At 56.6% G+C, this 13,385-nt stretch carries 11 protein-coding genes; 7 read left to right on the plus strand and 4 right to left on the minus strand.

Annotation, left to right across the window (positions count from 1 at the left end; genetic code table 11):
- The coding region (locus A1355_RS25815) for a radical SAM protein (protein WP_231883735.1) at positions 1-773 on the plus strand (773 nt) is incomplete at its 5' end.
- Here A1355_RS25815 and A1355_RS19645 read toward each other — a convergent pair.
- From A1355_RS19645 to A1355_RS19655, 3 genes are all read right to left on the minus strand, one after another.
- A complete protein-coding gene (locus A1355_RS19645; RefSeq protein WP_064030981.1) occupies positions 770-1,024 on the minus strand; it encodes a hypothetical protein in 255 nt (84 codons plus the stop codon). The genes A1355_RS25815 and A1355_RS19645 overlap by 4 nt on opposite strands.
- Positions 1,025-1,127: 103 nt before the next feature.
- On the minus strand, positions 1,128-2,054 hold the full coding sequence (locus A1355_RS19650; protein WP_064030982.1) for a hypothetical protein: 927 nt from the start codon (positions 2,052-2,054) through the stop codon (positions 1,128-1,130).
- Between the two features lie 131 nt (positions 2,055-2,185).
- Positions 2,186-2,389: a cold-shock protein gene (locus A1355_RS19655; protein ID WP_064030983.1), complete on the minus strand. Its 204-nt coding sequence runs from the start codon at positions 2,387-2,389 to the stop codon at positions 2,186-2,188.
- Between the two features lie 263 nt (positions 2,390-2,652).
- Between A1355_RS19655 and clpB the strand changes: the two genes are divergently transcribed.
- The 4 genes from clpB to phoR all read left to right on the plus strand — a co-directional run bounded on the left by clpB (position 2,653) and on the right by phoR (position 8,618).
- Positions 2,653-5,226, plus strand: coding sequence for an ATP-dependent chaperone ClpB (gene clpB, locus A1355_RS19665; protein WP_064030985.1), 2,574 nt, complete (start codon positions 2,653-2,655; stop codon positions 5,224-5,226).
- 229 nt (positions 5,227-5,455) lie between these two features.
- The gene (locus tag A1355_RS19670) at positions 5,456-6,508 is read left to right on the plus strand and encodes a glyceraldehyde 3-phosphate dehydrogenase NAD-binding domain-containing protein (protein WP_064030986.1); all 1,053 of its coding nucleotides are present in this window, start codon (positions 5,456-5,458) and stop codon (positions 6,506-6,508) included.
- 136 nt (positions 6,509-6,644) lie between these two features.
- Positions 6,645-7,337 carry a phosphate regulon transcriptional regulator PhoB gene (gene phoB, locus A1355_RS19675; protein WP_064030987.1) on the plus strand — a complete coding sequence of 231 codons (693 nt, stop codon included), beginning with the start codon at positions 6,645-6,647 and terminating at the stop codon, positions 7,335-7,337.
- Between the two features lie 6 nt (positions 7,338-7,343).
- Positions 7,344-8,618: a phosphate regulon sensor histidine kinase PhoR gene (gene phoR, locus A1355_RS19680; RefSeq protein WP_064030988.1), complete on the plus strand. Its 1,275-nt coding sequence runs from the start codon at positions 7,344-7,346 to the stop codon at positions 8,616-8,618.
- On the opposite strand, the gene A1355_RS19685 is transcribed toward phoR, so the two are convergent.
- Entirely contained in the window at positions 8,615-10,762 is a 2,148-nt protein-coding gene (locus A1355_RS19685) for a sensor domain-containing diguanylate cyclase (protein WP_064030989.1), read from the minus strand. The genes phoR and A1355_RS19685 overlap by 4 nt on opposite strands.
- A 167-nt stretch (positions 10,763-10,929) precedes the next feature.
- Here A1355_RS19685 and A1355_RS19690 point away from each other — a divergent pair, with 167 nt between their 5' ends.
- On the plus strand, positions 10,930-12,321 hold the full coding sequence (locus tag A1355_RS19690; RefSeq protein WP_064030990.1) for a cytochrome ubiquinol oxidase subunit I: 1,392 nt from the start codon (positions 10,930-10,932) through the stop codon (positions 12,319-12,321).
- Positions 12,311-13,384: a cytochrome d ubiquinol oxidase subunit II gene (gene cydB, locus A1355_RS19695; RefSeq protein ID WP_064030991.1), complete on the plus strand. Its 1,074-nt coding sequence runs from the start codon at positions 12,311-12,313 to the stop codon at positions 13,382-13,384. The genes A1355_RS19690 and cydB overlap by 11 nt, the downstream gene beginning before the upstream one ends.
- Position 13,385 lies beyond the last annotated feature (1 nt).

Consider the following 13,385-nt stretch of genomic DNA (forward strand, 5'->3'; position numbering starts at 1 on the left):
GGGCGGGCGGGCTATCGATAGGCATCAACTTCAACCCCAATAACGCTTGCAACTGGCGTTGCGTGTATTGCCAAGTCCCCAACCTGAAACGCGGGGCCGCGCCCACCCTGGATTTCGAGGTACTCGAACGGGAATTGCGGGGCTTTTTGGAGTGGGTGTTACGTGGCGACTTTTTCGATGCTTACGATGTCGCCGCCGAACAGCGCGTCGTCAAGGACATTGCGATTTCCGGCAACGGCGAGCCGACCAGTCTAAAATCCTTCGACCGAGCCATCCGCCTGATAGGGGAAATCGGCCTGGAAAGCGGCATATTGCCGACCGGCAACTTGGTATTGATCAGCAACGGCAGTCTGGTACATCAAAAACCTGTCCAAGCCGGACTGGCCGAATTGGCGAATTGCGGCGGCGAGCTTTGGTTCAAGCTGGACAGTGCCACTAGCGCTGGCCGAAACTTGCTGAACCACGCCAAATTGAGTCAAGCCAAGCTGATCGAACATCTGCAAATCGCCAGCGATTTATGCCCAACCAAATTGCAAACCTGTATTTTGCATTATCGACAGGCTTGGTCAGACGCCGAAAAAGCCGCGTATTTGGCCTTGCTGGCGGCACTGAAATCCAGAAACATTAAAATCGCGAAAATACTGTTGTACAGTCTGGCCCGACCGTCGTTGCAACCGGAGGCAGGTGAGTTGAGAGGCGCCGATTTAAGTGAAATGACGAGTTTTGCCGCCGACATCGAAGCTCTGGGCTACGATGTCGGCGTCAGCCTTTAGGCCTTGACGTCGAGGAGCGCCCCGACCATTTTTTCGTGGGTCTTCAGTAATTTGACGCCTGCGGAATTCTCCAGCTCGGCTTCCTTCAAACTGACGATAGGTTTAAACAATTCGGTCGGCGCGATATCTTGCGAGCCGCCGACTTCGTCTTTTTGGACAGGCAACGTAGCGATGGTTTGAGCGGCCGAGGCCGCTTTCTGCTGGGCGTTGCTGATCAGGTTGGTGGCACTATTCAGTACATTGCTAATCATGGCGTACCTCCTGCAAATCAAGTTTGCATCATACCGCTAGTCATAGCGGCCGCCTAGGCGGAAACTTGAATTTCCGGTGGTTTATCCAATGACGATCACAAAGTCAGCTACGGGACCTATCGAACAGTTTTTTGTAAACGTCCAGTAAAACCGGCAAGCCGTGCTGATTGAACAGCCGCCAAGCGTAACCGACCAACCGAATCAACCCGCTCATCGCGCGTTCCACCGCGCGGTCGCCACCCAGTTGCTTGAATTTGGCTTCGACAATCCTACTCCATTGCGGCTTGGGCTCGCCTTGGCTATCGACAAACACTTGGTTGTACGCCCACATTTCCAACACCGAAACCAACCACATAAACCCAAAAGAGATGGCCATGCCGGCACCGGCAAATATCACCAGCCAGGCAAACATCGGATTGAGCTTAGTCAACCACCACGACAAAATATCCACCAGCAGAAACACATAGGGCATGCCGATCGCGATCGACTTGTATTTCAGCGTACTGGTCTCGGAAAAGCTAAAGATTAGTCCGACCAACATAAAGATAAAGCTAATGCCGAACAAGTGGATATGCGACACCCTGGTCAGCGACGTGAACGTGGCGCCTTCGTCTTCCTTGGCCAATTCCTTTAAGACGTTGAAGTCGCTAAAGTCCGGCAGCGAAGCCTCTTTGTTGTGGCACATCACACAGCGGCTCTCGATGATTTTATCGATACCGTCATCGACAAAATCATCCTTGTCGGCACCGTCCCGCACCCATTGGATGATGGCGAACCGCTCTTTCTCGGAGGCATTGTCCTTCATCGAGCCGTTCAATTTCGTCTCCAGCATCGTGCCGGACCGATTCCCGTAGTAACTGTAAACGATGTCGTCTATCGACAAGCCGAACTTGCCGTCGGCCAAACCGTGCGTAAACAGAATCTGGATCAGCGCGACCAGATAACCCACCGCGACCGTTGTCAAATAACCGGTAAACAACACCTTAACGGGGATATCCAACTGCCTTAACGTAGAAAATTCGCGGGCCATGCGGTCCTCCGGGAGAAGTGAAGCTTTATTATAACTGTGTTAAAATTCGAGATTTTGAAATAGACTATTAACGATTGACAAAAAAAAGGCCCTTGCGAACAAGAGCCTGTTTCGATTCTTCCGAAACTGAATTATTTCGGCTGAACGTTGGCGGCAGTCAGACCTTTGGGACCGGATTCAATTTCAAATTCCACCGATTGCCCAGGGGACAGAGTCTTAAACCCTTCGCCCAAGATCACCGAATGGTGGACGAAAACATCTTCCTTACCTTCGGAAGGCTCGATAAACCCAAACCCTTTGGTGTTGTTGAACCACTTTACAGTGCCTGTTGCCATACAAAAACTCCTACGAATTAAAACCAAAATTTACCCGAACAAACCGCCGCGCTCACGGATTTCACCCGTCGAGCCACGTCATTTCGGCGAATCGAGTCTCGGCATTGTACTGTGATTTATTCGGCATGACCACTGAGCACGACCACGCCGCCATCACCGGCCGGCCATTCAAAATATTAGCGATTTTTAATATATAGCCGCTTGAAATCGCTCGTCCACCGCCCCATCTCAGCGGCAACATCATTACAATCGAGGTACCTACCATGCGTATGGACAAACTCACCAGCAAATTCCAGCAAGCGCTCGGGGACGCTCAAAGCTTGGCTTTGGGCAAGGATCATCAGTTCATCGAACCGCTGCACGTCATGCTGGCCTTGCTGGACCAGGAAGGCGGCAGCATTAAACCTTTGCTGCAACAGATTGGCGTGCAGGTCAATACGTTTCGCGGCGATCTGCTGAAGGAAATCGACCGGCTCGCCAGCGTTTCCGGCGCGGGCGGCGACGTGCAAATTTCCAACGAACTGTCGCGGACGCTCAACCTGACCGACAAATTGGCGCAAAAACGTAAAGACGCCTACATCTCCAGCGAATTGTTCTTGTTGGCGGCGCTGGAAGGCGGCGGCGCGCTACAAAACTTGCTGAAACGCGCCGGCGTAACCGCGCCGGCCGTCGAAAAAGCCGTCGAAAATCTGCGCGGCGGCCAAGCCGTTAACGACGCCAATGCCGAAGATCAACGCCAGGCTCTGAAAAAATACACGATCAATCTGACCGAACGCGCCGAGCAAGGCAAACTCGATCCAGTGATCGGCCGCGACGACGAAATCCGCCGCACCATCCAGGTTCTACAACGCCGTACCAAAAACAACCCGGTGCTGATCGGCGAACCCGGCGTCGGTAAGACGGCCATCGTCGAAGGCCTAGCCCAGCGCATCGTCAACGGCGAAGTGCCGGAAGGCATCAAAGGTAAGCAATTGCTGTCGTTGGACATGGCCGCGCTGATCGCCGGCGCCAAGTTTCGGGGCGAATTCGAGGAACGCCTGAAAGCGGTGCTCAACGACATCGCCAAACTCGAAGGCCAGGTCATTCTGTTCATCGACGAACTGCACACCATGGTCGGCGCCGGCAAGGCCGAAGGCGCGATGGATGCAGGCAATATGCTCAAGCCGGCCCTGGCACGCGGCGAACTGCATTGCGTCGGCGCCACCACGCTAGACGAATACCGCCAATACATCGAAAAAGACGCCGCGCTGGAACGCCGATTCCAAAAAGTCTTGGTCGACGAACCCAACGTCGAAGACACCATCGCCATCTTGCGCGGTTTGAAGGAACGCTACGAAATCCACCACAGCGTCGACATCACCGACCCGGCCATCGTCGCGGCGGCGATGCTGTCGCACCGCTACATTTCCGACCGGCAACTGCCGGACAAGGCCATCGATTTGATCGACGAAGCCGCCAGCCGGATTCGGATGGAAATGGATTCCAAACCGGAAGCGATGGATAAACTCGACCGGCGCCTGATCCAGCTCAAGATCGAACGCGAGGCCTTGAAAAACGAAACCGACGCCGCCTCGAAAAAACGTCTGGAGACCTTGCAGGACGAGATCGGCGAACTGGAAAAGGAATATTCCGATTTGGATGAAATCTGGAAAGCCGAAAAAGCCGCGCTGCAAGGCACCGCCACGATCAAGGAAAGACTGGAACACGCCAGACTGGAGTTGGAAGCCGCCCGCCGCGCTCAAGATTACGCGAGGATGTCCGAACTGCAGTACGGCGACATTCCCAAACTGGAAAAGGAACTGGATCTGGCGTCGCAAGCCGAAATGCAGGAGACCACGCTGTTGCGCAGCAAGGTCACCGAAGAAGAAATCGCCGAGGTTGTCTCCAAATGGACCGGCATTCCGGTTTCGAAAATGATGGAAGGCGAGCGCGAAAAGCTATTGCGGATGGAAGACGAATTGGCCAAACGCGTGATCGGTCAGACCGAAGCCCTGAAAGCGGTCAGCAACGCGATCCGCCGCTCGCGGGCAGGATTGTCCGATCCGAACCGGCCCAACGGGTCCTTTTTGTTCTTGGGACCGACCGGCGTCGGCAAAACCGAATTGTGCAAGGCCTTGGCCGAGTTTATGTTCGACACCGAAGAAGCGATGGTCCGCATCGACATGTCCGAGTTCATGGAGAAACATTCGGTGGCCCGCTTGATAGGCGCCCCGCCGGGCTATGTCGGCTACGAAGAAGGCGGCTATTTGACCGAGGCGGTGCGCCGCAAGCCTTACTCGGTAATTCTGCTCGACGAAATCGAGAAAGCCCATGCCGACGTGTTCAATGTGCTGCTGCAGGTACTGGACGATGGCCGCCTGACCGATGGTCAGGGCCGCACGGTGGATTTTAAAAACACCGTGGTGGTGATGACATCCAACCTGGGTTCGCAGGTCATCCAAGAGCTAGCTGGCGAGGAGAACTACGGCGACATGAAAGACGCGGTAATGGACATCGTCGGCCAGCATTTTCGGCCGGAATTCATCAACCGAGTCGATGAAGCCGTGGTGTTCCATCCGCTCGGCCAGGGCCAAATTCGCGCGATCTGCAAAATTCAAATCGACCTGCTGCGAAACCGTTTAGCCGAAAAGGATATTGACCTGGACATCAGCGAAACCGCGCTGGATTTGCTCGGCGAAGCCGGCTTCGATCCGGTTTACGGCGCGCGGCCACTGAAACGGGCAATTCAACGCCAGCTGGAAAACCGACTGGCCAACGAAATTTTGTCCGGGCGCTACCTACCCGGCGACACCGTCAAGGTCGATCGCGCCGCCGACGGGCTAACTTTCGCCAAATGACGCCAAGGGCCGGTCCGGAACTATTTCCGGCAACCGGCCCGTCCCGACCGGGTTTCGACTATCCGCCCGGCCTTCGGCTTGACTAAATCGACGGCTTGCTCTAGCTTCAATCTGGCTTGCATATCAACAATAACAATCAAGCCACCGCCATGAATCCAAGTATCACACCTCGTAGTGCGCGACCGACGTTTGCCCTCTTCCTCGCGCACGACGCCGGAGGTTCGGAACGATGAGCTTACGCATCGGTATCGTCGGACTCGGTCGCATCGGCGGCGGTGTGCTTCGCAACAATTTTCTGAACGACCCCGCGGGTCGCTTCGACATACGTGTGATCTGCGACGTGATGCCGATCGACCACGTTGCTTACCTGATCGCCCACGACAGTACCTACGGCCGGCCGCCGTTCGCGGTCGACCACGACGGTACCGACTTGCTGTTGGGCGAGCAGCGGATACGCTATCAACGCGTCGATCGCCGCCGTCGGCCGCCGGAGAACGACAGCTTCGGCATGCTGCGGCCCTTTGACCTGGACGTGTTGTTCGACGCCACCGGTACCGCGGCGATCGGCGACTTCCGAGCCTTGCTCGATCAGCGCGTCGCCAAAAAAATCCTCTGCACCTGGAACGTGGCGGGTTGCGACCTCAGTCTGGTTTACGGAGTCAACCAAGACGATTACGATCCGGCGCGTCACCATGTCGTTTCCGCCAGCACCTGCACCGGCAACGCCATGGTGCCGATTTGCGACATTCTCGACCGCCACATCGGCATCGACTACGCCCGTATCGTCACGATCCACCCGGAATTGTCGGACCAAAAAGTCCTGGACGGCTACCACCCTTCTTCGCAACTCGGCCGGGCCTGCGCGGTATCCATCGTTCCCACCGCCACCAACGTGGCCAAATCGACCGAACTGGTGCTGCCTCGGTTGGCCGGGAAGCTGGAAGCCCTGTCCTACAGAGTACCGACCGCCATCGTCTCGGTGATCGACATCGCGGCGGTCTTGGCCAGGGATTCCACTCCGGAAGAAGTCGCCAGCCTGCTTTGCGAGTATTCGAACAATCGCCTGTCTGGAATCCTCTCTTGCGAATACGGCGCGTGGGGGCACCAAAAAGCCAGCATCGACTACCTGGCTAGCCCCTATTCGGCGATCGTCCTGATGAAGCATTTAAGCCTCGGCAACCGTCGTCACCTGGGTCTGGCCCTGATGCACGACAATGAGTTCGGCTATTGTTGCCGGGTTCTGGATGTACTGGGCGTGATGGCCGCCAACCCGCCCAGCTAAAGCCTCCGCCATCCTCCGCCAAGGCCGCGCTCGGCTGGCCCCTTACCGCGCCGGTCGATATTTTTTGTCACAAACAGGTAATATATCGCTGCTAGATTAGCTAAGTCGTTGCTACCTAGCCTTTTATGGAACCTATATGCCCAACTTGAACATCCTGGTTGTCGAAGATGAAGAAGCTATCAGGGAAATGCTGGCCATGGTGCTGGAACAAGCCGAATTTCAAGTCATCTCCGCCGGCAGTGCCGAACAAGCCATGCAAGCCCTGGCCGACAACCGGGTGGATTTGATCGTGCTGGACTGGATGCTACCCGGCATTAGCGGCGTCGAACTGGCCAAGCGCTTGAAAAACGAGCCGGGCTTCAAGGAACTTCCCATCATTCTGCTGACTGCCCGTAGCGAAGAAGAAGACAAAATCCGCGGCCTGGAAATCGGCGCGGACGATTACGTCACCAAACCCTTCTCCCCGAAAGAATTGGTTGCTCGAATCAAGGCGGTGATGCGGCGCAGCGGCAAATTGTCGGAATCCGGCCAACTCAGCGTTGGCGATCTAACGCTGGACACCGAACAACATCGCTTGATGATCGGCGGCCGCAGTTTGGAAGTCAGTCCCACCGAATTCAGGCTGATGCAATTTTTCATGACCAATCCCGACAAGGTCTACAGCCGCACGCATTTGCTGGACCAGGTCTGGGGCCGAAGCGTCTATATCGAAGAGCGCACCGTCGACGTGCACATCCGCCGATTGCGCAAAATTTTGGCGACCTACGGCCGGGAAGAACTGATCCAAACCGTGCGCGGCTTCGGCTACCGGTTTTCGATGGCGGATTGACGTTAGATGCAGCGCTGGCAACGCGAACTGAATATCGTCATTGGCCTATTGATCCCCACGCTGCTGATCAGTGTGTTCTTCGGTCATCTGACCGAACTGCTGCTGGCCGTCACATTACTACTACTGACCAAACAAACCATCAGCATCAACCGCCTGGAGCGCTGGCTAAGCCAGGGCGGCGTTGGCGAACGCACTAACTTCAAAGGGATTTGGGGCGACATTTACTACCACTTGTATAAAATTCGTCGCAGTCAGAAACGCCGTAAGAAAAAGCTCGGCAAGATGTTGGACCGGTTCCGTAAATCCACCGACGCGCTGCCCGATGCCGTCGTCGTGCTGGGCAGCTACGGCGAAATCGAATGGAGCAACAAGGTCGCTCACGAATTTCTGGGCTTGAAAAAGTCCGATACGGGCCATCGGATTCCGAACCTGGTCCGCCATCCGCTGTTTATCCAATACCTAAAGGACCAGGATTACCGACAGAAAATCAGCATCCCCTCGCCGGTCAACGAAAACCTGATTCTGCAAATCGGTATCGTGCCCTACGGCAACGGCTTGCGTCTGCTGATGGCGCAAGACATCACCCACTTAAAGGCCATCGAGCGGATGCGCACCGACTTCGTCGCCAATGTGTCGCACGAACTGCGCACGCCGCTGACGGTACTACGCGGCTATCTGGAAACCCTGCAGGAAATGGAAAACGGTCCGAGCGTTTACACCCGCTCGTTTCAAAACATGTCGGCGCAAACCGAGCGCATGCAAATGCTGATCGACGATCTGCTGCTGCTCGCCCGTTTAGAAAGCAAGGCTAAAAAGTCCGAATGCGTCCAGATTGCCGATCTGCTCGGCCAAGTCTGCCACGAGAGCGATTTGCTGGAAAAAGACGAACGCCGGGTCACGCTGAGCCTCGCGAGTACCGCCAACCTGCGCGGCGATGCGCTGGAGCTGCGCGGCGCATTTAGCAATCTGCTAGGCAATGCCCTGAAGTATTCGCCGCCGCGCTCGCCGGTACATGTGCGCTGGGACAACTTGCCGGACGGTAGTGTGTATTTGGAAGTCGAGGATTTCGGCCAAGGTATCGCCAACCACGAAATCCCCAGGATTACCGAGCGCTTTTATCGTGCCGACGTCAAACGCAATCAGAAAATCGCCGGGACCGGCCTGGGTTTGGCCATCGTAAAACACGTGCTGGTGCGTCACGACGCCAAATTGGAAATCGAAAGCCAGTTAGGTAAAGGGAGTCGGTTTCGTTGCGTGTTCCCCAAGCAACGGCTGTGTTAGTTGCCGCTAAGCGCGAATTGATTGAAGAAGGCGTAACGCCCGGCTTCGCAACGGCGTAGCGCGTGAATCGCCGAGCGCTGCAAGCCTTCGGCATCCGAGGCATCGACAGGACTCAACGCGATCCCGATACGGCAATTCAACAAGCCGGTCGCCTCCACCCCCGCATAAGGTTTAGCCAAAAGCTCGGCCAAATGGCCGGCCAATTTGGCAATACTATCGAGCTTATCCAACTCGGTCAGCAAAACGGCAAACTCCGCGCCGTCCAAACGGGCGACGATATCGGTTTCGCGAATGCCGCCCACCAAACGTTGCGCCACTTCCTGCAACACACTATCGCCTTTCGCGTAGCCCAGGCTTTCGTTAAGTTCCTTGAAACCGTCGAAACTGACGATCATCAACGCCAATAGCGCACCGCTACGTTGGGATTTTTTGACTTCCTGATCCAAGCGGGCATACAACATCCGGCGATTCCCGGCACCGGTCAATGGGTCGAAATTGGCCTGCTGCCACAATTGCTCTTCAGTCAGCTTGCGGTGAGTAATATCGAAAAACACCCCGATCCGCCGCAGTTCCAAGCCGTTGCGATCAAATATCGTGTTAATCGTTAACAGCTCCACATAGAGTTCGCCATTTTTCCGGCGATTCCATATTTCGCCCCGCCATTGCCCGGTCGCTTGAATAGCCGCCCACATTGCTTGAAAAAATGCCGCATCGTGGCGCCCAGAACCGAGAATCCTGGCATTTTTACCGATGACTTCCTCGGCCGCATAACCGGTAACATCTGCGAAAGCCGGATTTACCGAGACAATAAGCCCGTCGAGGTCGGTAATCATCATCGCCTCGCTGCAACCTTGGTAGAACAACATCGCCAATTGCCTGTCTTCCTCGGCCAATTTGGAGTCAGTCACATCCTGAACGATTCCCGCCATCCGGGCGGGGCGACCTGGCAGGTAGCAGCCGGCGATCCGAATCCAACGCTTTTCGCCATCCGCGCGGCGGATCTCGCATTCGATATCGCAATTGGCGGCCATTCCGATCGCTTGTTGAAAACGCGCGTCCACCGCTTCGCGATGGCCCGGCAACACGTGATCGAGCAACATCTGGTAACTCCAGACCCTACGCATTTGCGAATACCCGAATATCCGATCATGGGTTGGCGTACGCTGCACGTCCTTGCTAGCTAGATCTAAGTCCCACGCGCCAGCGCCGATGGTATCCAACGCAAATCCCATTCGGGCTTCGCTCTGCCGCAAAGCCCGCGTGTACTGTTCTTTGTCGAACAGCATTAACGCGAGCGGGATCCCGACCGCCGCGAAAATCAGTAGATAAAACCAGATGCTCAGCAAGCCTTCCTGAACGCCCTTGCCGACAAACGGCCCAACGCCGTGCTCGAGGCCCCATAAGGATTGCACTGCGGTCATCGTGATTAACAAGGTTACGCCATGGCGGCCGAATCGGGCCGCCGCCCAAATGACAAACATAAAAGGCCAGTAGGATTTGGCGAAATCGCCGAACAGATCCGGCCACCACGCCAAAAACACCGTTTGACCACATACCGCGCTAAGCGCGATAAAAGCGAGTGTTTCAGGCAAGCGCCTGGGCGCAAACCAATCCAAGGGCCAATCCTTCCAAATCAGTACCAACGGTGTTAGCAATGCCATGCCGAACACATCGGCCATCCACCAGTGCAGCATACTGTCGAACGCACTATCCAGCGCCACATGACCGGCGAACAGCAATATCATCGGCCCGATTAACGCGCTGAATCCGGCACTAAACAGGGCGGCAATGCCCAACCAGACGAAGTCGCGCGGATGTTTCAGCGCTGGTGAAAAGCCAGAGTGGCCGGATAAAAACCAGGCACCCAACCAGGACTCCAACGTGTTACCGACAGCAATGCCGGCGGAAATAGCCAAGGAATCGTCTACCAACAGCCCCGCCAGCAACGCACCGACAAAAACGGCCGGAACGAAGCGCCATCCCCCCAAGATAATTGTAACCAAGCCCAATCCGGACGGAAACCAGACCAAGGTGACGCCGCTGGCGTCGGAAAAAAAAGCCAACACCAGCTTGGCCAGTGCCGCATATAGCAGGGCAACCCCGATAACCTTCAAGAATACAGTGACGCCGGATTGTGATTTCATAACGTGACACGGAAAGACACCTGTCCAGAAGTGTACAACAACCGCCCTCATTCACCAGCCCGCGCCCGGCGATTTTTTGCGAGCCGAGTCCGGAAACAAAAACCACCGCCAAAGTTCGCCATGCCTCTATAATTGCCGGCATTTTTGACCCTGCCAAAGAGGTGGACATGATTTCGGAAACCGTTATCGAGCTATCGCGCGGCCAATTCGCGATGACGGCAACCCAGCATTTTCTGTTCATGCCGGTCAGCCTCGGACTATCGTTGCTGCTCGCCCTGCTGGAAACGCTATCCGTCCGCGACGCCCGTTATGCCGCTCTAGCCGCATTCTGGGTCAAACTGTTCGGCATCTGCATGGCACTGACTGCGGCAACCACATTGATCTTGGTCTGCCAATTCGGCAGTCACTGGGCGTATTTTGCCCATTATGCCGGCGATACGATCGGCTTGGCTCTTTTGACGGCCTGCGCCGGCTTTTTCGTCACGGCTCAGGCGACCGGCCGTTTACTGTTCGGCGAGCGATGCTTGCCCGGCGTCCGCCGCGCTCTGCTGGCGTGGACCGCATGTCTGGGTTGCCATGTCGCCCTGCTGGGATTCGTGGCGGCAAATGCCTGGATGCAATACCCAGTCGGCAGCGGCTTCAATCCGCAAACCTTACGGCTGGAATTGACCGATCCGGCCAGTTTGTTTCGAAATCCGGTGATGACTGCAAAATTCCTGCACGCGGCGTTGGCTGGCTACGCAAGCGCCGCCGGGCTGATATTGTCGGTTAGCGCGCTTTGGCGGCGGCAAGGCCGCGAGAGCCGGGCGGCGGCGCTGGGCCACCGACTAGGCGGCGTGATGGGCCTGACCGCCGTGCTGGCAACGATGGCGCTCGGCGATACCGGCATTTTCCAACCCAACAGCCTACAAGTAGGCAAATTCGCGGCTATTCACGGCCTGCCGCCCGCCGACTTGATCGCCGAGCATGCCCGACGTACTCTCAACGGCATCGGCGCCTACGAAAAGCTCCAAGCGATCCGCGATGACCACCGCGAACCACAGTTACTCGCCGCTTTCGCCGCCACCCAGGCCGACCTGGGCCATGCCTTATTGCTAAAACGTTGGAAAGACGGTGTCAGCGGCGCCAGCGAAGCGCAGATTCAACAAACCGCGCGGGCCAGCGTGCCGCCGTCCGAGCCCATCCGTTGGGGCTACCGAGTCATGGTCGGCTGCGGCGTATTGCTGGCTCTCAATTTTCTGGCCGGTATCGCCTTCGCGTTCGGCTGGCTAGGCTCCCCCGCGATATTAAAACTCAACTTTTACGCCTTGCCGCTACCTTGGTTGGCCAGCGGCGCCGGTTGGTTTATTGCCGAATACGGCCGCCAACCCTGGATCATCGCCGACGCGCTGCCGACATGGCTGGGCGTATCGCTTGGCAACCCGAGCGATTTATCGACCGGCCTAGGCCTTTACGCGCTGGCATACGGCGGTTTGTTGAGTCTGGCGCTAATCCTGGTCAAACGAGCCGTCTCCGACGGCCTCGGCGCAATCTCGGAGGAAAATCGTCATGACGCTTGATTATTCGATTCTTCGGTTAGCGGCCTGGGCGCTGCTCAGCCTGTTTGCGATCGGCGTCAGCCTAACTTTCGCGGTCGAACTCGGTGCCGCCAGCCTGTTACCGACGTTAAAAGCTAACGAATCGCAACGACGAGCCTTAACCGCGCAATGGGCGGCCGTTACCGCCGGCAATCTGGCTTGGCTGGCGGCGTTGATCGCACTGGTGTTTTTCGGCTGGCCCAGCGTTTACGCGGCGGTGTTTTCCAGTTTTCAGACCTTGTTACCCCTTGTATTGATTCCACTCGCGCTTAGGCCGTTTGCTTTGTATGTCCGCGCCGGTTTGCCTGCCAATTGGTTGGAAAAATGGGACAGGGGCTTGTCTCTCGGGGCGTTGCTGCCGACCTTTCTGCTCGGCGTGATGATAGGCAACCTGATCAAGGGCATTCCGTTTCATCTGCAAAGCGATATGCGGATCGCGCTGCTCGGCAACTTGGGCGGTTTGTTCAACCCGTTTTCAATGTTGGTCGGCGCTGTCGCGGCGGCCGCGGCCACGAGCTTGGGCGCACTCCAATTACAATTGCACGGCGACTCGGAAATTTCCGAGCGTGCCAAGGCCCTCGCCCTTCCGTTGGGCTTAGCCTTTTTGAGTCTATTCGCCTTGACCGGACTGTGGATCACGCACCTCGAAGGCTACCACGTCACCACCGACATCGCACCGCTCGGACCGTCCAACCCGCTCAGCAAATTCGTCAGACGCGGCGACGGCCTTTGGCTGGACAATTACGAACACGAACCCTCGTTGATCGCGATACCCTCGCTGGTTTTTATCGCCGGTATCGCGATGCTGATCTGTTCGCGCCGTGATAAAGCCTATTGGGCTTCCCTGGCCGCCTCGGTAGCAATGGCGATGCTGGTACTGACGGCGGGCGTGTCGCTCTTTCCGTTTTTGGCCCCGTCCAATATGTCCTTGAACAGCTCGCTAACCCTTTGGGACGCCAGCGCCAGCGAAACCGGGCTGCGCGCGTTGCTGATGTTCGGCGGGATACTGTTTCCGTTGATGGCGATTGCCAGCCGCTGGCGTTAGC

The sequence above is a fragment of the Methylomonas koyamae genome, from assembly GCF_001644025.1.
In the GTDB taxonomy this organism is placed as follows: Bacteria; Pseudomonadota; Gammaproteobacteria; order Methylococcales; family Methylomonadaceae; genus Methylomonas; species Methylomonas koyamae_A.

What these genes read in the sequence shown, in the direction of transcription:
- A1355_RS19645 (WP_064030981.1), bottom strand. Translation starts at nt 1,024, where the DNA reads ATGATTAGCAATGTACTGAATAGTGCCACCAACCTGATCAGCAACGCC.
- A1355_RS19650 (WP_064030982.1), bottom strand. Translation starts at nt 2,054, where the DNA reads ATGGCCCGCGAATTTTCTACGTTAAGGCAGTTGGATATCCCCGTTAAG.
- A1355_RS19655 (WP_064030983.1), bottom strand. Translation starts at nt 2,389, where the DNA reads ATGGCAACAGGCACTGTAAAGTGGTTCAACAACACCAAAGGGTTTGGG.
- clpB (WP_064030985.1), top strand. Translation starts at nt 2,653, where the DNA reads ATGCGTATGGACAAACTCACCAGCAAATTCCAGCAAGCGCTCGGGGAC.
- A1355_RS19670 (WP_064030986.1), top strand. Translation starts at nt 5,456, where the DNA reads ATGAGCTTACGCATCGGTATCGTCGGACTCGGTCGCATCGGCGGCGGT.
- phoB (WP_064030987.1), top strand. Translation starts at nt 6,645, where the DNA reads ATGCCCAACTTGAACATCCTGGTTGTCGAAGATGAAGAAGCTATCAGG.
- phoR (WP_064030988.1), top strand. Translation starts at nt 7,344, where the DNA reads ATGCAGCGCTGGCAACGCGAACTGAATATCGTCATTGGCCTATTGATC.
- A1355_RS19685 (WP_064030989.1), bottom strand. Translation starts at nt 10,762, where the DNA reads ATGAAATCACAATCCGGCGTCACTGTATTCTTGAAGGTTATCGGGGTT.
- A1355_RS19690 (WP_064030990.1), top strand. Translation starts at nt 10,930, where the DNA reads ATGATTTCGGAAACCGTTATCGAGCTATCGCGCGGCCAATTCGCGATG.
- cydB (WP_064030991.1), top strand. Translation starts at nt 12,311, where the DNA reads ATGACGCTTGATTATTCGATTCTTCGGTTAGCGGCCTGGGCGCTGCTC.